Origin of the sequence: Castellaniella defragrans 65Phen (genome assembly GCF_000612685.1) — a bacterium.
GTDB classification, from domain to species: Bacteria; Pseudomonadota; Gammaproteobacteria; order Burkholderiales; family Burkholderiaceae_B; genus Castellaniella; species Castellaniella defragrans.
The window spans coordinates 2,424,724-2,444,401 of record NZ_HG916765.1 but is presented as its reverse complement, the minus strand read 5'-3'; the positions used below and the strand labels follow the sequence as shown (position 1 = coordinate 2,444,401).

At 72.3% G+C, this 19,678-nt stretch carries 13 protein-coding genes and 1 tRNA gene; 7 read left to right on the top strand and 7 right to left on the bottom strand.

Annotated elements, in window-relative coordinates:
* Positions 1-33: 33 nt before the first annotated feature.
* From dapE to BN940_RS10870, 6 genes are all read right to left on the bottom strand, one after another.
* Positions 34-1,167: a succinyl-diaminopimelate desuccinylase gene (dapE, locus tag BN940_RS10895; RefSeq protein ID WP_043682947.1), complete on the bottom strand. Its 1,134-nt coding sequence runs from the start codon at positions 1,165-1,167 to the stop codon at positions 34-36.
* A gap of 32 nt (positions 1,168-1,199) precedes the next feature.
* Entirely contained in the window at positions 1,200-2,021 is an 822-nt protein-coding gene (gene dapD, locus BN940_RS10890; protein ID WP_043682945.1) for a 2,3,4,5-tetrahydropyridine-2,6-dicarboxylate N-succinyltransferase, read from the bottom strand.
* A gap of 74 nt (positions 2,022-2,095) precedes the next feature.
* Positions 2,096-4,048, bottom strand: a complete 1,953-nt coding sequence (locus tag BN940_RS10885; protein WP_084330645.1) for a pyrroloquinoline quinone-dependent dehydrogenase — start codon at positions 4,046-4,048, stop codon at positions 2,096-2,098.
* Positions 4,035-4,412 carry a hypothetical protein gene (locus tag BN940_RS10880; RefSeq protein WP_043682943.1) on the bottom strand — a complete coding sequence of 126 codons (378 nt, stop codon included), beginning with the start codon at positions 4,410-4,412 and terminating at the stop codon, positions 4,035-4,037. Before BN940_RS10880 ends, BN940_RS10885 begins: the two co-directional genes overlap by 14 nt.
* A gap of 5 nt (positions 4,413-4,417) precedes the next feature.
* Positions 4,418-4,579 carry a DUF1328 domain-containing protein gene (locus BN940_RS18575; RefSeq protein ID WP_043686892.1) on the bottom strand — a complete coding sequence of 54 codons (162 nt, stop codon included), beginning with the start codon at positions 4,577-4,579 and terminating at the stop codon, positions 4,418-4,420.
* A 114-nt stretch (positions 4,580-4,693) separates the two neighbouring features.
* Positions 4,694-4,909 carry a hypothetical protein gene (locus BN940_RS10870; RefSeq protein WP_043682940.1) on the bottom strand — a complete coding sequence of 72 codons (216 nt, stop codon included), beginning with the start codon at positions 4,907-4,909 and terminating at the stop codon, positions 4,694-4,696.
* Between the two features lie 263 nt (positions 4,910-5,172).
* Here BN940_RS10870 and BN940_RS10865 point away from each other — a divergent pair, with 263 nt between their 5' ends.
* The 7 genes from BN940_RS10865 to BN940_RS17980 are packed head-to-tail and all read left to right on the top strand — an operon-like array spanning position 5,173 to position 19,517.
* Positions 5,173-5,637: a hypothetical protein gene (locus BN940_RS10865; protein ID WP_052355793.1), complete on the top strand. Its 465-nt coding sequence runs from the start codon at positions 5,173-5,175 to the stop codon at positions 5,635-5,637.
* Between the two features lie 5 nt (positions 5,638-5,642).
* Positions 5,643-8,771, top strand: a complete 3,129-nt coding sequence (locus BN940_RS10860) for an alpha-1,4-glucan--maltose-1-phosphate maltosyltransferase (RefSeq protein WP_052355792.1) — start codon at positions 5,643-5,645, stop codon at positions 8,769-8,771.
* 11 nt (positions 8,772-8,782) lie between these two features.
* Entirely contained in the window at positions 8,783-12,169 is a 3,387-nt protein-coding gene (treS, locus tag BN940_RS10855; RefSeq protein WP_052355791.1) for a maltose alpha-D-glucosyltransferase, read from the top strand.
* Positions 12,166-14,064 carry a 1,4-alpha-glucan branching protein GlgB gene (gene glgB, locus BN940_RS10850; RefSeq protein WP_242404185.1) on the top strand — a complete coding sequence of 633 codons (1,899 nt, stop codon included), beginning with the start codon at positions 12,166-12,168 and terminating at the stop codon, positions 14,062-14,064. Before treS ends, glgB begins: the two co-directional genes overlap by 4 nt.
* Positions 14,061-16,211 (top strand): glycogen debranching protein GlgX, encoded by a 2,151-nt coding sequence (gene glgX, locus BN940_RS10845; RefSeq protein WP_242404184.1) that lies wholly within the window; start codon positions 14,061-14,063, stop codon positions 16,209-16,211. The genes glgB and glgX overlap by 4 nt, the downstream gene beginning before the upstream one ends.
* A gap of 37 nt (positions 16,212-16,248) precedes the next feature.
* Positions 16,249-18,408, top strand: coding sequence for a 4-alpha-glucanotransferase (malQ, locus tag BN940_RS10840; RefSeq protein ID WP_043682934.1), 2,160 nt, complete (start codon positions 16,249-16,251; stop codon positions 18,406-18,408).
* Positions 18,405-19,517, top strand: coding sequence for a DNA topoisomerase IB (locus BN940_RS17980; RefSeq protein WP_084330846.1), 1,113 nt, complete (start codon positions 18,405-18,407; stop codon positions 19,515-19,517). Before malQ ends, BN940_RS17980 begins: the two co-directional genes overlap by 4 nt.
* Here the strand turns inward: BN940_RS17980 and BN940_RS10835 are convergent.
* A tRNA-Leu gene (locus BN940_RS10835) sits at positions 19,496-19,580 on the bottom strand. The two genes, BN940_RS17980 and BN940_RS10835, sit on opposite strands and share 22 nt — an antisense overlap.
* Positions 19,581-19,678 lie beyond the last annotated feature (98 nt).

Below are 19,678 nucleotides of genomic sequence, written 5' to 3'. Positions count from 1 at the left end.
GCCGCGCCCCTCGGGCGCGGACCGGGATGGGGGTCAGGCCAGCAGCTTTTCCAGCATGCGGCGGTAGATGTTCTTCAGCGGCGCGAGGCTGTCCAGGGGGACGTGCTCGCCCGTCTGGTGGATGGTGCGGTTCAGCGGGCCGAATTCGACGACCTGCGGGCAGATCCGGGCGATGAAGCGCCCGTCCGAGGTGCCGCCCGTCGTGGACAGTTCCGCCTGGACGCCGGTTTCCCCGGCGATGGCGGCCTGCAGGGCCCCGCACAGTGTACCCCGGGGCGTCAGGAAGGGCAGGCCGCCGATCGTCCAGTCGATGCCGTAGTCCAGGCCGTGGCGGTCCAGGATCGCCGCCACCCGCGCCTGCAGCCCCTCGGGCGTGCTGGCGGTGGAAAAGCGGAAGTTGCAGTCGATCGTCGCGGTGCCGGGGATGACGTTGCCCGCCCCGGTGCCGGCGTGCAGGTTCGAGACCTGGAAGGTGGTCGGCGGAAAGTATTCGTTGCCCTCGTCCCAGCGGGCCGCGGCCAGTTCGGCCAGGGCGGGCGCCAGTTCGTGGATCGGGTTGCGGGCCAGGTGCGGATAGGCCACGTGGCCCTGGATGCCGCGCACCGTGATCCGGGCCGACATCGAGCCCCGCCGGCCGTTCTTGATCGTGTCGCCCAGCGCCCGCACCGAGGTCGGCTCGCCGACGACGCAGTAGTCGGGCCGCTCGCCGCGCGCCTCCAGGACGCGGCAGACGTGGACGGTGCCGTCGGTCGCCGGCCCTTCCTCGTCGGAGGTGAGGAGCAGCGCGATCGAGCCCGGGTGGTCCGGATGGGCGGCGACGAATTCCTCGGCCGCGACCACGAAGGCGGCGATCGAGGTCTTCATGTCGGCGGCGCCCCGGCCGGTCAGCAGGCCGCCGGCTTCCGTGGGGACGAAGGGCGGGCTGGGCCATTCGGCCTCGGGCCCCGGCGGGACGACGTCCGTGTGCCCCGCGAACACCAGCAGCGGAGCCCCGGTGCCGCGCCGCGCCCAGAGATTGCGCACCGGGCCGCTGGGCAGCGGCTCGCAGGCGAAGCCCAGCGGCCGCAGGCGTTCGGCGATCAGGTCCTGGCAGCCCGCGTCCTCCGGCGTGACGGAGGGGCGGGCGATCAGGGCGCGGGCGAGGGCGAGGACGTCGGTGTCGGCCATGCGTGCGATTCCTTGCGCCGTGCGGACGGGCCTCAGGCCCGCAGCAGGTCGTTGATGCTGGTCTTGGCGCGGGTCTTGGCGTCCACCCGCTTGACGATCACCGCGCAGGCCAGGCTGTGGCTGCCGTCGGCGGCGGGCAGGGAGCCGGGCACCACCACGGATCCGGCCGGCACGCGGCCATAGTGGATCTCGCCGGTGGCGCGGTCGTAGATGCGCGTGCTCTGGGAAATGAACACCCCCATGGCCAGCACGGAGTTTTCCTCGACGACGACGCCCTCGACGATCTCGGAGCGCGCGCCGATGAAGCAGTTGTCCTCGATGATGGTGGGGCCCGCCTGCAGGGGCTCCAGCACTCCGCCGATGCCCACGCCGCCCGACAGGTGGACGTGGCTGCCGATCTGCGCGCACGAGCCCACCGTCGCCCAGGTGTCCACCATCGTGCCCGCGCCCACGCGCGCGCCGATGTTGACGTAGGAGGGCATCAGCACCGCGTCGGGCGCGATGTAGGCGCCGCGCCGCACCGTGGCGGTCGGCACCACGCGAAAGCCCCCGCGCTGGAAGTCGTCCGGGCCGTAGTCCTGGAATTTCAGCGGCACCTTGTCGTAGTACAGCTGCGGGGCCTGGCCCATGACGCGGTTGTCGGCCAGGCGGAAGGACAGCAGCACGGCCTTCTTGACCCACTGGTGGACCCGCCACTGGCCGTCGATCTTTTCCGCCACGCGCAGCGTGCCTTCGTCCAGGCCCCGGATCGCCTGCTCGACCGCGTCGGCCAGGTCGGAGGGGAACTGGCCGGGGCGCAGCGAGGCGCGGTCTTCCCAGGCGGATTCGATCAGGTTCTGAAGGGCGGTGTGCATGGCGGGGCGGCTCGGGAAAATGTTTCGGGAAAAAATTGAACCCGAAATTTTAACAGCGTGCCGCCCCGGCGCGGCTACTTTGGCGCGAGCGCGTAGACCACCAGCTGATCGCCCACCTGGTCCTTGATGATGGAATTCCCGCCGGCCACGAACGCCACGTATTCGCGGCCGTGGTAGGAATAGACGGCGGGATTGGCGACCACGGGGGCCTGGGCCTGGTCCGACCAGAGCTCTTCTCCGGTCTTCAGCGAATAGGCGCGGACCTTGGCGTCCATCGACCCGCCGATGAAGACCAGGCCGCCCGCGGTGACGGCGGGCCCGCCGATGGTGGGCGAACCCCAGCGCTCGGGCATGAAGAAGCCGTATTTCTGCGCCGCGCCGACGGGGCGGCGCCATTTCACCTCGCCCGTGTGCATGTCCAGCGCCACCAGCTCGCCGTAGGGCGGCCGCCAGCAGGGCATGCCCAGCCAGTTCAGGGCGACTTCCAGGCGCATGCCGTAGGGCGCGCCTTGCTGCGGAGCGAAGCCCGATTCGTTGCCCGCGCCGGAGTCGGCCTCGTCGTAGGCCTTGCGGTCGAAGAGCTTGACGTACTGCACGATGTGCGAGACGTTCACGACCGCGGTCTGCCCGACCGGGTCGAACGCCACGCCGCCCCACTGCACGCCGCCCGCGCTGTCGGGGTAGGCCAGCGCGCCCTCGCCCCGGGCCGTCGGCGGCGTGTACATGCCCCGGTATTCCAGCTTGTCCCAGAGGCGGGAGCACTCGCCCGCGCCGGCGATGTCGGCGGGCGCCCAGACTTCGGGCTTGCGGCTCTGGTCGAGCAGGGGCGCGGGCCGGGTCGGAAACGGCTGGGTCGGGGACAGATGTTCGCCCTGGACCGAGCCGTCGCCTTGCGGCACCGGCCGTTCCTCGATCGGCCAGACGTCCTCGCCGGTCTCGCGGTTGACGACGAACAGGAAGCCCTGCTTGGTGGACTGCATCAGCGCCGGGATCCGCCTGCCGTTCACGGTGATGTCCATCAGGGTCGGCGCGGCGTTGATGTCGTAGTCCCAGACGTCGTGATGGACCCATTGGCGGGACCACACGACCTTGCCGGTCTCCAGGTCCAGCGCGGTCGTCGAGGTCGCCAGCGGCACGTCGTCGGGCCAATAGCCGCCCCAGTAGTTCGGCGAGGGCGAGGACACGGGGACGTAGACGAGCCCGCGCTGCGGGTCGACGGACACCGCCGTCCAGACGTTCGCGGTGCCGCTGACCCGGCTCATTTCCTCGTTCAGTGCATGGAAGGTCCATTCCAGCCTGCCGGTGCGCGCGTCGAGGGAAAACAGCGTGCCCGGCGGCGCCTGCGCGTAGGCCCAGTCCTTGCCCGCCCAGCCCAGCAGCAGGTGATCGCCCGCCACGGTGGGCGGCTGCAGCAGGGACAGCGGATATTTGGCGTGGACGGTGTTCTGCGCATTGATGTCCAGCACGCCATGCCGGCCGAAACCTTCGCATTTCCTGCCGGTGTCGGCATCCAGCGCGAACAGCTGCGCATCCATGGTTCCGAGATAGACGATCTTCTGGCAGGGCTGGCCGGGCCGCGGGTCGCGCGCCGCCCAGTAGGCGACGCCGCGCGTCTTCAGGGCCGGCTGCGTCATGGCCTTGAGCGTGGAATGCGAGTCGAACCGCCACTTCACCCGGCCCGAGGCCGGGTCCAGCGCGAACACCCGATAGAAGGGCGTGCTGATGTAGAGCGTGTCGTTGGCGAACAGGGGCGTGGCGGACCATACGGTCGCCGGCAGATCGCCCGTGCCGTCGGAAACGTCGCCGGTGTGGAATTGCCACACCCTCTTCAGCCGCGCCACGTTGTCCGCATCGATCTGGGTGAGGGGACTGTATTTCTGGGCGCTCAGCTGGCCGTGGAAGCTGTCCCATTCCTGCGCCCGCGCAGCCGGCAGGACCGGCAGGCACGCCGCGAGCAGGCACGCGACCGCCAGGCCGCGGGCCCGCCGGGCCGCGCCGCCGGCACCGAAGCCGCTACGCGTATCCATGATCCTGCTTTCCCGCGCGGCCCGCCGGCCGCTGCGTTTCGAGGGCGAGGCCAGCCAGGCCGGCGGCCATCGCGCCGAGCAGCCCCCACTCGTGCAGCAGGGCGCCCGCCAGGCCGTTGCCCACCAGCAGGATGAGCAGCGCGATCCGCCAGGCGATGCGGCCCGCGCCGGGCCCCAGCCGCGCCAGGGGGACGGCCATCAGGGCGATCACGGCCGCCGCCACGATCGCCCAGCGGGCGCCCAGGGTGCCCGTCACGCCGGTCAGGGGGGTGAAATATGCGTACAGCCCGACCAGCACCCCGGCGAGTGCGCCCAGCAGCAGGAGCGCCGCGCCCGCCGGACGGAGAGGGAAGATTTTCGCCATGGCATTCACAAGCGCCTGCGGCCGAATATGAGCGACAGCACGAACAGGACGATGAAGATGAAAAACAATATTTTCGCGATGCTGGCGGCGGCCCCGGCAATACCGAAAAATCCCAGGACGCCGGCGACCAGCGCGATGATCAGAAAAACGACGGCGTAATAAAGCATGGACATTCTCCCGAATCAGGAACGGCGTGCTTGGATTTCGCTCGACGGCGTGCGACGGCATTCCTGCGTTGATGTTTATTCTGCGTTGATGTTTATATTGCCGGGGCGGAGCGATTATTTTCCGACCTCGTGGCCCACGATGCCGCCCACCGCGGCCCCGCCGATGGTGCCCGCGGCACTGCCGCCCGTCAGGACCGCGCCGCCCACCGCGCCGATCCCCGCGCCGGCGGCCGTGTCCCGGCCTTGCCGCGACATCCCGCTGCAGGCTCCCAGGCTGACCAGCATTCCTGCGATGGCCACGTGGGTGACGATCAATTTCAGTTTTCTCATGATTCAGCCTCCGTGATGTGGATGTGCGATTACACCCTAGCACGATATTGGCCGCGATTAATGCGCCGTTTTCTTGCGAATATTTTCTCCAGTAACAAAGAAATAATGCGCCGATTCGTTTCCAGGTTTGAGAAAGCGATATGCCCCATGTTGAGCGCCGCGCTGCGCAGCCTCCTACACGGTGATACAAATAAAACTTCCGTGCGCATGCGGGCACGCCGTTTGCTGCATTCCGGCGACTGCAAGGGCAATGGAGGATTTTCATGCGGGGCGCATTCTTCGATCGGGAAACGGCGGCGCGGGCGGTGCGCCTGTCGCTGCCCATGATCACCGCCGCGATGGACTCGCGCGAGGCCGGCGACAGCGGCTTCCTGCACGTCGTGGTGATGAACCCGCTCGTGCTGCCCGGCGAGGCGGCATTCGAGGACGCCGTCCTGTACGAGCACAGCCTGGGCGAGGTGGCGCGCTGGGACGCCGACTATGCCGCCTACGCCCGCGGCAAGGCCCGCATGAGCTGGCGCACCCGGCGCAACGGCCATGGGATCTGCGACGTCGCGCCGCACCGCCTGGAGGCGGACGAGCAGCCCCTGTGGGGCAGCGTGGTCGTCGACGGCGTCGTGGTGGGCGTCAGCGGCTGCTTTCCCTGGTTCGACGAGGCGTTCGCGGGCGCCATCGCCCATCTCTTCATCGCCTGCGCCAAGGAAGCGCGCTGCGCGCGGGCCGGGTAGCGGCCATGGCCGGGGGACGGGATTCGGAGACGGGCTGGCCCTGCCTGGTGAGGGTGGATTCGCTGGCGCGGGCGGCTGCGGAGGCCGCGCAGTGGCGCGCCGCCGGCGCCACCGGCATCCTCGCGCCGCCGCCCTGGCGCACCGGCGGGCGGCCCGCGGGGGCGGCGCCGCTGGACGCCGACCGCAGCGAAGGCGGCGCGCCGGTGCGCGACGAGATCGCCGAAGCCAGCCGCCGCCTCGCCGCCGGCGGCCTGAGCTGCCATCTCGAAATGGCGCTGGATCGCGTGGCGCGGGGAGCGCATCCGGACACGGCGTCCGCGGAGTGGCTGCGGCCCGAGCCGCTGGATCCCCGCACCGATCCCCGCACGCCGCGCGAGGACCTCTGCACGCGGCGCGTGGTGCAGGCGCCGCCCGCCGCCTTCGTGCAGGCGTGGGCGGCGCGGCTGCGCGACTGGAGCGCCCTGGGGGTGGCCGGCTACTGCTTCCGCACGCCGCAGCACCTGGCGGCCGAAATCTGGCACGAACTGCTGGGCGCCCTGCGCGAGGCGGACGCGGGCGTGCGCTTCATCGCGTGGACGCCGGGCCTGACGCCCGAAGAGCTGGCGCGCTGCGCGCCCGTTCCCTTCGACTGGACCGTATCGTCGCTCGCATGGTGGGACGGCCGGGCCGACTGGCTGGCACAGGAACACGCGCGCCTGTCCGCGCTCGCGCCCGTCCTGGCCTATGCGGGCCGGCGGCGGGAGACCCGCTGGCTGGCCGCCGCCGCCGTGAGCGGCGAAGGCCTGATCCTGGACGGACCGCCCGATGCCGCCACCCTGGGGCCGCTTGCGCACTGGCGCCGCCGCACGCGGCTGCCGGCCACCTTCGGGACGGTGGGCGGCCGCACGGGCCGGGCCACCGCCCTGGTGCGGGCATGTCCCGGCGCCGGGGGCGCCCTGCTGGCGCTGTCCGCCGAAGGCGATCCGCACGCCGCGGCGGACCTGTCGGAATGGGCCGGCCTGCTGCCCGCCGGCCCGGACGACGGGCGCGGCGTGCCGCCCGCGCTGCGCCCGCGGCCGGGCGCGCTGCTGGCGCCGGCCGGCTGCGCCCTGTGGCAATGGACGGCGCCGGCGCCTCCCGGCGCTCCCGTTCCCGCCGCCGCGCTGCCGGGCGACGGGCGCGGCCTCCTCGCGCCGCGCATCGGCATCGAGCGCATCGAGCCGGCGGTGGACGGGGGCGCGTGGCCGGTCAAGCGCATCAGCCACGAAACGCTGGCGGTGAGCGCCACCGTCTTCACCGACGGCCATGCCAGGCTGGCCGCCAATCTGTGCTGGCGCGCCTGCGACGAGGCCGGATGGCACGAGGTGCCGATGCAGGCGCGGGGCAACGACCGGTGGAGCGCGCAATGCCGGCCCGAGCGGATCGGCGGCCACGAATACCGCATCCTCGCCTGGATCGACGTCTGGGCCGGATTCTGCGCGGAGTGGCGCGCCAAGTTCGACGCGGGGCAGGCGCTGGGTCAGAGCCTGGCGGAAGGCGCGCAGTGGCTGGCGCGCCTGCTGCACTACGCCGACGGCGCCGCGCGCGACGAGCCGCAGTGGGCGCGGGTACGCCAGGCGCTCGACATGCTGCAGGCGGCCGCCGATGCGCCCCCGGACGCGCGGCTCATCGAGGCGCTGCTCTCCGCCCCGCTCGCGGCCTTCCTGCGGGATGCGGCAAAGCCGACGTTCGCGCATGCCACGGCGCCCCTGCGCCTGTGGGTGGACCGCCCGCAGGCGCGCTACGCGAGCTGGTACGAACTCTTTCCGCGCTCGCAATCGCCCGTGCCGGGGCGGCACGGCACCTTCGACGACGTGATCGCGCGCCTGCCGGACATCCGCCGGATGGGGTTCGACGTGCTCTACCTGCCGCCCATCCATCCGATCGGGCGGCGCGACCGCAAGGGCCGCAACAACAGCCCGGAAGCCTCGCCGGAGGACGTGGGCAGCCCCTACGCGATCGGTTCGGAGGCGGGCGGCCACGACGCCGTCGATCCCCGGCTCGGCACGCTGGACGACTTCGTCCGCCTGGTGGATGCCGCGCGCCGCGCAGGGCTGGAAATCGCGCTCGACTTCGCCATCCAGTGCGCGCCCGACCATCCGTGGCTGCGCCGCCACCGCGACTGGTTCAGCTGGCGTCCGGACGGCTCGCTGCGCCATGCGGAAAACCCGCCCAAGCAGTACCAGGACATCGTCAACGTGGCGTTCTACGCGGATGCGCCGCCGTGGCGGCGCAAGACCGCGCTGTGGCGCGCCCTGCGCGAGATCGTGCGCTTCTGGATCGGGCACGGCGTGCGCATCTTCCGGGTGGACAATCCCCACACCAAGCCGCTGCCGTTCTGGCAATGGCTGATCGCCGACATCCACGCGCGCGATCCGGACGTCGTCTTCCTGGCGGAGGCCTTCACGCGGCCGGCGATGATGTACCGGCTCGCCAAGGCGGGCTTCACCCAGTCCTACACCTATTTCACGTGGCGCAATGCCGCGCACGAGCTCGACGCCTATTTCCGCGAACTCTCGCAGCCGCCGGTCGCCGATTTCTTCCGGCCGATGTTCTTCACCAGCACGCCGGACATCAATCCGCTGTACCTGCAGCGGCATGGCCGGCCCGGCTTTCTCGTGCGCGCGGCGCTGGCGGCGACGGGCTCGGGCCTGTGGGGCGTCTACAGCGGCTTCGAGCTCTGCGAAGCGGCGGCCCTGCCCGACGGCGAGGAGCACGCCGACTCGGAAAAATACGAAGTGCGCCAGCGCGACTGGCACGCGCCGGGCAACATCCGCGCGGAGATCGCCCGGCTCAATGCCATCCGGCGCGCCAACCCGGCCCTGCAGGACCACCGCGGCTATCTCGGCCTGCCCTGCGAGGCCGAGGGCGTGCTGGCCTATGCCCGGTACTCCGCGGCGCAGTCCAACGTGCTGCTGGTCGTCGTCAATCTCGATCCGGCGCGCGCGATCGACGTGCAGGTGCCGCTGGGCCCGATCGCCTCGGCCGAGAACCTCCTGACGGGCGCGGCGGAGCACTGGCCGGATTGCCGCGCGCATGCGCGGCTGCATCCGGAATCCCCGTACGGCATCTGGCGCCTGCCCGGACTGCCTTCACACGGACTGCCTTCCCATTGATGCGAGCCGATATGTCCAAGCCCGAACCCTGCGCGCCGGAACCCGACTGGTACAAGGACGCCGTCATCTACCAGCTGCACGTCAAGTCGTTTTTCGATTCCAACAACGACGGCGTGGGCGACCTGCCGGGCCTGCTGTCGCGGCTGGACTACATCGCCGACCTGGGCGTGACCGCGATCTGGCTGCTGCCGTTCTACCCCTCGCCGCGCCGCGACGACGGCTACGACATCGCGGACTATCGCCGGGTGCACCCGGACTACGGCAGCCTGCCGGACCTGCGCAAGCTGATCCGCGCCGCGCATGCGCGCGGCTTGCGGGTCATCACCGAACTGGTCATCAACCACACCTCGGACCGGCATCCCTGGTTCCAGCGCGCGCGCAAGGCGCGCAAGGGCACGGTCGCCCGCAACTACTACGTCTGGTCGGACACCGACCGTGCCTACGCGGGCACGCGCATCATCTTCTGCGACACGGAAACGTCGAACTGGGCGTGGGACCCGGTCGCCGGGGCCTATTACTGGCACCGCTTCTACGCGCACCAGCCGGACCTGAACTACGACAACCCGCGCGTGCTGGCGGAAGTGCTGAACATCATGCGCTACTGGCTGGACATGGGGGTGGACGGCATGCGCCTGGACGCCGTGCCCTACCTGATCGAGCGCGAAGGCACGAACAACGAGAACCTGCCCGAGACGCACGCCATCCTGCAGCGCATCCGCGCGGTGGTGGAGGCGGAATACCCGGGACGGATGCTCCTGGCCGAGGCCAACCAGTGGCCCGAGGACGCCCGCCAGTATTTCGGCGAGGGCAACGAATGCCACATGGCGTTCCATTTCCCGCTCATGCCGCGCATGTACATGGCCATCGCGCAGGAAGACCGCTTTCCCGTCATCGACATCCTGCGCCAGACGCCGCCCATCCCCGCTTCCTGCCAGTGGGCCGTCTTCCTGCGCAACCACGACGAGCTCACGCTGGAAATGGTGACCAGCCGGGAGCGCGACTACCTGTGGAAGGTCTATGCCGCGGACCCGCAGGCGCGCATCAACCTGGGCATCCGCAGGCGCCTCGCCCCCCTGATGGAGGGCGACAGGCGCCGGGTCGAGCTCATGAACAGCCTGCTGCTGTCCATGCCGGGCACCCCCATCCTGTACTACGGCGACGAACTGGGCATGGGCGACAACATCCATCTGGGCGACCGCAACGGCGTGCGCACGCCCATGCAATGGTCGGCGGACCGCAACGGGGGCTTTTCGCGCGCCGACCCGGAGCGCCTGCAGGTCCCCGTGCTGATGGGGCCGCTCTACGGCTACGAGGTCATCAACGTCGAGGCGCAGCACCGCAACCCGCATTCGCTGCTGAACTGGACCCGGCGCCTGCTCGCCTGCCGCGCGCGCACGCGCGCCTTCGGCCGCGGCACGCTCACCTTCCTGTCGGCGGGCAACCGCAAGATCCTGGCCTACCTGCGGCAATGGGAGGACACCACCATCCTCTGCGTGGCCAACCTGTCCGCATCGGCGCAGCCGGTCGAGCTCCCGCTGCAGGCCCATGCGGGGGCGGTGCCGGTCGAAATGCTGGCGGGATCCTCGTTTCCCCGGATCGGCCAACTGCCCTACCTGCTGACGCTGCCGCCGTACGGCTTCTACTGGTTCGAGCTGAGCACCGAGGCCGCGCCGCCGGACTGGCACGTCGAAAAGCCCGAACAGATGCCGGAACTGGTCACCCTGGTCCTGCGCTCCAAGCACCCGCAGGCCTTCGGCGAGGCGGCGCGCCGGCTCTTCGAGAGCGAGGCGCTGCCGGCCTACCTGGCACGGCAGCGCTGGTCGGGGGCCGAGCCGTCCGACCTGCACGTGAAGGAGATGATTCCGCTGAAGGAAGCGGCCCCCGCGCCGGGCGCGGACGCGCCGCCCGCGCCCCCGGCCGCGCGGCATTACTGGGTGCTGATGGGCGATGCGCAGGCCGGCGTCCGGCGCCTGAACGTGCCGGTCGCCCTGTGCTGGAGCGAGGACGTCCGGCCCGGCTACCCGATCGCCCGCATCCGCTGCGGCGCCGACACGGGCATGCTGGCCGACGCGTTCCAGGAAGCCGATTTCCTGCGCGCGCTCGTGGAGGGCATGCGCGCCGCGTCCGCGGAAGAGGGCGGGCCGGCGCCGTCGGCCCGGGCGGGGCTGCACTCGCGGCGGCTCGCGCAGGCGTGGGAGCCGCTCGCGCCGGACGCGCCCGTGCGCTGGGTCGGCGGCGAGCAGAGCAACAGCTCCGCCATCGTGGACGACCGCTTCGTGGTCAAGGTCCTGCGGCAGGTCGAGCCGGGACCCGAACCGGAGATCGAGATGAGCCGGTGGCTGACCCAGGCCGGCTATGCCCATACCCCGCCGCTGCTGGGCACGGTCGAATACCGCGATCCGGACGGCCGGCGCTACACCCTGGCGGTGCTGCACCGCTACATTCCCAATGAAGGGGACGCCTGGCGCTGGACGCTGGAATTCCTCAACCGCACCCTGGCCGCCGCGGTGCTGGCCGGAAACGACGCCGGCGCATTCGAGGACGGCCTGTCGGGCTACCTGGCGCTGGCGCGCCGCATGGGGCAGCGGCTGGCCGAGCTGCACGCGGTCTTCGTGCATCCCTGGGACGCCGGAGAGGACGGCCCGCCGCCGGCGGTGCAGGGCGGTCCGGCCGGCGTCGCGGCCGACGGCAAGCGCGCGCTGCGCGAGCTGTCCGCGGCGCTCGACGCGCTGGCGCGGCTGCCGGCCGAGGTCCTGGCGCCGGCGCGGGATGCCGTGGCCTTCCTGCGCGCCCGCCGGGCGACGCTGGCGTCCCGCGTGGACGAGGCGGCCCGCCGCGCGCCGGGCGCCATGCGGCTGCGGGTGCACGGCGACCTGCATCTGGGGCAGATCCTGGTGTCCCAGGCCGACGCCTACCTGATCGACTTTGAAGGCGAACCGCTCAACGCCGCCGACCAACGGCGCCAGGCCGCCACCATCTACAAGGACCTCGCGGGGATGCTGCGTTCCTTCGATTATGCCGCCGCGGTCGCGCGGCGCGACATCGCCGTTCCGAACGTGACGGAGACGCCGCCGGCAGCGCCTCCGGGGCCGGGACAGGCGGAGGCGGCGGGCCCGCCGCCCGCCGCGTCTCCCGATGAACTGCTGGCGACCTTTCGCGCGCGCGCCGGCGAGGCCTTCCTGGCGGGCTATCGTGACGCGCGGTCGCCCGAGCTGGCGCTGGACGACGAGACGGAATCCCTCCTGCTGACGATCGCGCAGCTGGAGAAGGCGGCTTACGAGGTGCGCTACGAAGCGGTCCACCGTCCCGAATGGCTGCCGATCCCCCTGAACGCGCTCGTCCGCATCGCCGGCGCGCTGCTCGGTCCGCATGCCTCCACCCCGGGCGGACCGTCATGAGCGAGGAATCCCCCATGCCCGGCCCCCTGATCGACGCAGCCGCGCTGCGGCGTTTCGCCGCCGGCGACTGGCGCGCCGTCGCGGCGCTCGCTCCCGTGCTCACGCAGGTCGGCGGCGTGCGGGGGCTGCGCTGCGCCGTCTGGGCGCCCAATGCGCGGCGCGTCTCCCTGGTGGGCGATTTCAACGCCTGGGATCCGCAGCGCCATCCGATGCGGCTGCGCCCCGAGGCGGGGGTCTGGGAATGCTTTCTGCCGGAGGCGCGCGCCGGGGACCGCTACAAGTTCGCCGTGCTGGGCGCCGACGGCATCCTGCGCTGGAAGGCCGATCCGCTCGCCCGGCGCACCGAATGCCCGCCGCACACGGCCTCGGTGGTGGACGACGCGCCGGCCATGGACTGGACGGACGGCGCCTGGTGCGCCGCCCGCGCGGCGCGCCAGCATCCCGGCGCGCCGATCAGCATCTACGAGGTCCACGCCGGCTCCTGGGCGCGCCCGGAGGGCGAGAGCGAGCTGTGGGAGCGGCTGGGCGAGCGGCTGCCCGCCTATGCGCGCGCGCTCGGCTTCACCCACATCGAACTGCTGCCGGTCATGGAGCACCCGTTCGGCGGCTCGTGGGGCTACCAGCCGCTCGGCCTGTTCGCGCCGACCGCGCGCAACGGGACGCCGCGCGGCTTCACGCGCTTCATCGACCGGTGCCACGCGGCGGAAGTCGGCGTGATCCTGGACTGGGTGCCCTCGCATTTTCCCGAGGATCCGCACGGCCTGGAGCATTTCGACGGCACCGCGCTCTACGAGCATGCCGACCCGCGCGAAGGGCACCACCCCGACTGGCACAGCGCGATCTGCAACCTCGGGCGCAACGAGGTGAAGGCCATGCTGCTGGCCAGCGCCCATCACTGGCTCGCCCAATACCATCTCGACGGCTTGCGCGTGGACGCCGTCGCCTCGATGCTGTACCGCGACTACAGCCGCGCGCCGGGCCAGTGGATCCCCAACCGCCACGGCGGCCGCGAGAACCTGGAATCGATCGATTTCCTGCGGGAGCTGACCGACGGCGTGCGCGCCCGGGGCGACGGCGCCATCACCATCGCCGAGGAATCCACGGCATGGCCGGGCGTCACCGCGCCCACCCGCCAGGGCGGACTGGGCTTCGACTACAAATGGAACATGGGGTGGATGCACGATACCTTGCAGTACATGCGGCGCGATCCGGTCCACCGCCGCCACCATCACGGCGAGATCACCTTCGGCCTGCAGTACGCATTCTCGGAGCGCTTCATCCTGCCGCTGTCGCACGACGAGGTCGTGCACGGCAAGGGCGCCCTCGCCGCGAAAATGGGCGGCGACCCGGCCCGCCGGCTGGACGCGCTGCGCGCCTACCTGGCCTTCATGTGGGCCCATCCCGGCAAGAAGCTGCTCTTCATGGGCGCCGAGATCGGCCAGTGGGAGGAATGGAACCACGATGCCACGGTCCATTGGGATCTGCTCGACGACCCGGCGCACCGGGCCGTGCAGCAATGGGTCGGCCGGCTCAATCGCCTGTACCGCGACCGGCCCGCCCTGCACGCGGGCGACGCCGATGCGTCGGGCTTCTCGTGGACCGTCGGCGACGACGTGGACAACAGCGTGTTCGCGTTCGAGCGATCCGCCCCCGGAGATGCGCCGCTGCTCGCCGTCTGCAATTTCACGCCGGTGCCGCGCCCCGGCTACGAGCTGGGGGCGAGCCGCGGCGGGCCCTGGCGGTTGCTGCTGGACTCCAGCGATCCCGACGGGGCGGCCGATGCGCGGCGGGATGTCGCGGCGCGGGCGGAACCCCGGCACGGGCGCCCCTGCACCCTCACGCTGGACCTGCCGGGCGCCTGCACGCTCGTGCTCGCCCCCTTGGAACCGCAATGATGAACGAAACCTTCCTGCACGCTCCGCTGTCGGCCGGCCGGCCCTATCCGCTCGGTGCCAGCCATGACGGGCTGGGCGTCAATTTCGCCCTGTTCTCGGCCAACGCCACCCGGGTCGATCTCTGCCTGTTCGACGCCCACGGTCGCAAGGAACTGCGGCGCGCCGCGCTGCCCGAATGCACCGACGAGGTCTGGCACGGCTACCTGCCCGACGCGGAGCCGGGCCTGCTGTATGGTTTCCGCGTGCACGGGCCCTACGATCCCGAGCACGGCCACCGCTTCAATCCCTCCAAGCTGCTGCTCGACCCCTACGCCCGCCAGCTGCACGGCGCGGTGCACTGGGGCGACGCCCTGTTCGGCTACCGCGTCGGCCACGCGCGCGGCGACCTGAGCATGGACCGGCGCGACAGCGCCTCGCTGATGCCCAAATGCGTGGTCTCCCCGCAGCAGCCGTATGCCTGGGGCGATTCGCGGCCGCCGGACACCTCCTGGGACGATACCCTGATCTACGAGGTTCACCTGCGGGGCGCCTCGATGATGCGCGAAGACCTGCCCGCCGCCTTGCGCGGGACGGCCGCGGCGCTGGGCGATCCCCGTTTCGTGGAGCATCTGCAGCGGCTGGGCGTGTCGGCGGTCGAACTGCTGCCCGTGCACGCGTTCCTGCAAAGCCGGCTGCTGGTGGAGCGGGGCCTGCGCAACTACTGGGGCTACGATACCCTGGCGTATTTCGCCCCCGAGCCGAGCTACGTGCCCAACGGCGCCAACGAATTGCGCCGGGCCATCCGGCGCCTGCACGCGGCGGGCATCCAGGTCGTGCTGGACGTCGTCTACAACCACACCTGCGAGGGCAACGAATGGGGTCCCACGCTGTCCTGGCGGGGGATCGACAACGCCAGCTACTACCGGCTCGTGCCGGGCGAGGAGCGCCGCTACATCGACGAGACGGGCTGCGGCAATACGGTGAACCTGTCCCATCCGGCGGTGCTGCGCATGGTGCTCGATTCCCTGCGCGAATGGGCCGGCGCGTACCGCGTGGACGGCTTCCGCTTCGACCTGTGCGCGACGCTCGGGCGCGAAGGCACGGGCTTCGATCCGGGGGCGGGGTTCTTCGATGCCATCCTGCAGGATCCGGTGCTCTCGCGCCTCAAGCTGATCGCCGAACCCTGGGACGTGGGCCTGGGCGGCTACCAGCTCGGCCAGCACCCGCCGGGCTTCGCCGAGTGGAACGGCGTGTTCCGCGACAGCACGCGGCGCTACTGGCGCGGCGACGCGGAGCAGCGGCCGGGGATGGCCGCCGCGCTCTGCGGTTCCCGCGGCCTGTTCGACCGCCGCCACCGGCGGCCCTGGAGCAGCATCAATTTCATCACCGCCCACGACGGCTTCACGCTCGCCGACCTGGTGAGCTACGCCGAACGCCACAACGAGGCCAACGGCGAGGGCGGCCAGGACGGCACCGCCGAGAATTTCAGCGCCAACTGGGGCGCGGAAGGCCCCGTCGAGGACGAGGCGATCGTCGCGCTGCGCGATGGCGTCCGCCGCGCCCTGCTCGCCAGCCTGTTCTTCGCCGACGGCACGCCGATGCTGCTGGCGGGCGACGAGTTCGGCCACACCCAGTCGGGCAACAACAACGCCTACTGCCAGGACAATCCGCTGTCGTGGCTGGACTGGCGCCGCGCCGGCAGCCCCGCGGGCGTGGCGCTGACGCGCTTCGTCGGACGGCTCGCCGAGCTGCGCAGGCGCCACCCCAGCCTGCATGCGAGCCGCTATCTGGACCTGGCGGAGGAACTGCTGCCCGGCATTCCGCGCGCGAGCTGCTTCGAGCCGGACGGGCAGGCGATCGCCCCCGGGCAGTGGGACGACGGCGAGCGGCGCGCGTTCGCGCTGCGGCGCGCAGCGGCCCGCGAGGGGAGGGTGGACGTCACGCTGCTGCTGCTCAATCCCTGCCACGAGGCCCTGTCCTTCGTCCTGCCCGCGCCCGCCCTCGCCTGGACGTGCGAGCTGGATTCCAGCCGGGGGGACCTCTCCGCCGCCGCCGCGGCGGAGGGCGCCGAGGTGTCGGAAGGCATCGAGGTGTCGGAAGGCATCGAGGTGGCGCCGCACGCCCTCGTGCTGCTGTCGGCGCGGGGCCGCCAGGAGGCGCCGGCGTGAAGGCGGCCCGCGGCGGACGCGGCACCGGAAGGCGGCCATGAGCCGGCACGCCGGCGGCCCCGGCGGCGCCGCGGGGGACGGGCTGTCCGCGCTGGCGGCGCGGGCCGGCCTGCAGGAGTGCTGGACCGATGCGGCCGGCGCGGCGCGGCGCGTGTCGCCGGATACCTTGCGCGCGCTGCTGCGCTCGATGGGCCTGCCCTGCGCCACCGCGGCGGACATCCGCGACAGCCGCGCGGCGGTGGAGGCGCCGGCGATTCCGGGCCTGCCGGCGCTGCGGGTCGGGCGTGCCGGCGGCAGGCTCTTCCTGCCCGGCCTGCCGCCGGGAGACTGCCTGCTGGAAGCGGAGGGCGGCGGCGCGCCGCCGCACGCCGTGCGCCTGGCCGGCGGCCCGTCCGGCGCCTGGCTGCGCGCGCCCCTGCAGCCGGGATACTATCGCCTGCTGCCGCGCGGCGGCGAGCCCGTGCGCCTGGCCATCGCGCCGCGCGGCGCCGACACCGTCGCCGGCCGGATGATCGGGCGGGGCGACCGGCTGTGGGGCGCGATGGCCCAGATCTACAGCCTGCGCAGCGCCGGGGGCGATCCCCTGGCGTCCACCTGGGGATACGGCGACTTCGGCGCGGTCCGGCGGCTGGCGCAGCAGCTTGCCCGGGAAGGCGCGGACGCCCTGATGCTCAGCCCGGCCCATGCGATGTTCAGCGCCGACCCGGCGGCCTGCAGTCCTTACGGCCCGTCGAACCGGCTGTTCCTGAACGCCGCCTACGCCGCGCCCGCCGACGTGCTGGGCGAGGACGCGGTCCGCGCGGCGATGCGGTCCCTGGGTCCGGTGGACTGGGCCGCGCTGGACGCGCCCGATCGGATCGACTGGCCCCGGGCGGCCGCCGTCCGGATGCGCCTGCTGCGCCGGCTGCACGCGGCGCTGCCGCGGCTCGGCGAAGGCGTCCGGCGCGACTACCGGTGTTTCGTCGCCGGCGAGGGCCAGCCGCTGAAGGATCACGCGGTGTTCGAGTGCCTGCAGGCCGATCCCGCGATCGCCGCGGATGAGCGGGGGCGTCCGCTGCCCTGGACCCGGTGGGGCGCGTGCTGGCGCGACGCGCGCGCGCCCGGGGTGCGCGCCTACGCCCGCGCGCACGCCCGCGAGGTCGATTTCCACTGTTTCCTCCAGTGGCTGGCCGCGGCCAGCCTGCGCGGCGCTCACCATGCGGCGCGCGGCGCCGGCATGCGCATCGGCCTGATGGCGGACCTCGCGGTGGGCACCAGCCCGGCCGGGAGCCAGGCGTGGAGCCAGGCCGGCCACCTGCTGGAGGGCGTGTCGATCGGCGCGCCGCCGGATCTCTACAGTCCCCTGGGCCAGAACTGGCATCTGACGGCCTTCTCTCCGCACGCCTTGCGGGCCGGGGCGCAGGAGCCCTTCCTGGCCGTGCTGCGCGCCGGCCTCGCGCACGTCGGCGGCCTGCGCATCGACCACGTCGCGGGGTTCGAGCGGATATGGGTCATCCCCGAAGGGGCCGGCGCCGCGGAGGGCGCCTACCTGCGGATGCCGGCGCGGGAGCTCCTGGCGCTCACGGCGCTGGAAGCCTGGCGTCGCCAGGCCCTGGTCGTCGGCGAAAACCTGGGCACCGTCCCGGCCGGCCTGGATGCGGCCCTCGAACGGAACGGAATCCTGGGCATGGACGTGCTCTGGTTCATGCGGCAGCCGGCGCCGCGGCGGGCACCGGCGCCCTTCCTGCCCGCGTCGCACTGGCCGCCCGCCGCGGCGGCGATGGCCACCACGCACGATCTGCCCACGCTCGCCGGATGGTGGCAGGGAGTCGATATCGACCAGCGCGAGCAGGCGCGGCTGCTGGGGCCGGGCGAGACCGCTTCGGCGCTGCGCCTGCGGCGCGCGCAGGAACGCGCGCAGCTGTGGACGTGCGTGGCCGGGCCGGGCGCCGCCGCCGCGCCGCCGCGCCGCGCGCCCATCGCCGCGATGCTGGGCTTCGTCGCCGCGGCGCCGTGTCCGCTCGTGCTGACGACGCTCGAAGACCTTGCGGGCGTGCTGGAGGCGCCCAACGTGCCGGGCACCGTGGACGAGTTCCCCAATTGGCGCCGCCGCCTGCCGGAGGACGCGGCGCGGGCCTGCGTGTCGCCGGCGTGGCGCGAGCGGCTCGATGCCATCCGGCGCGCGCGCGGGCCGGGGCGCGCGCCGACACCGACATGACGCCCAGGACACCCCGGAGGGCGCCCGCGGCGCCCCGGGCCGCGCTCGCCTGCACCGGGGACCACGAGCCCGGCTACCGCCGGGAACGCGACCGGCACGGCGGTTTCCGCTACCGGGACCGCGACGGGCGGCTGGTGCGCCACCCGGCCGTCCTGGCGCGCATCCGGGCCCTGGCGATTCCGCCCGCTTACGAGGACGTCTGGATCTGCGCGCGCGCCGACGGCCATCTGCAGGCCACCGGACGGGATGCGCGGGGCCGGAAGCAGTACATCTACCATCCCGACTGGACCGCGCGGCGCGGCCGGCACAAATTCGACCAGCTCGCCGGCTTCGGCGCCGCGCTGGTGCGGATCCGGCGGCGGGTCCGCCGCGACCTGCGCCTGCCGGGCCTGCCCAGGGAGCGGATCCTCGCCCTGGCGGTGGCGCTGCTGGACGGCACGCTCATCCGGATCGGCAGCGCGCGCTATGCGCGCGGCAACGGCAGCTACGGCCTGACGACGCTCACCCGGCGCCACGCCACCGTCTCGGGCGCGAAGATCCGCCTGCGGTTCCGCGGCAAGAGCGGCGTCGATCAGGACGTCACGGTGGTCGACCGCAGGCTGGCGCGGCTGGTGCGCCGCTGCCTGGACCTGCCCGGGCAGCGGCTGTTCAAGTATCATGACGAGCGCGGCGCGTTCCACCGGATCGATTCCGCGGCGGTCAACGCCTACCTGCGCGAGATCGCGGGCCGCGACGTCAGCGCCAAGCACTTCAGGACCTGGGGCGGGTCGGTGATGGCCCTGGACCTGCTGAGCCGGGCGGAGGATGGGGACGGGGATGGCGGCCGGCCGCGGGAACGCGAACGCCGGGTGAACGAGGCCATGAAATCCGTGGCCCGCCGCCTGGGAAATACCGCGACGGTCTGCCGCGCATGCTATGTGCACCCGGCCGTGGTGTCGGCGTACCTGGACGGCGCGATCCCGGCGCGCGGGCCCGCACCGCCCGGCCCGCGCGGGCTGAGCGCGGCGGAACGCCGCCTGCTGGCGTTTCTTGCGCGGGATTCGGGGGCTGATGCGCAGCGTCCACACGGACGAAGGCTCCGGTCCGGTGGTGCGAACGGAGAGACTTGAACTCTCATGCCTTGCGGCGCCAGAACCTAAATCTGGTGCGTCTACCAATTCCGCCACGTTCGCCAGGCAAGCCGGCCATTATAGCGTGGTTTGACGGGGCTTCCCGGGTTTCTACGAGGCGCTCCACTTTCCGCTAAAATACCCCGTTTACTATTCATCTT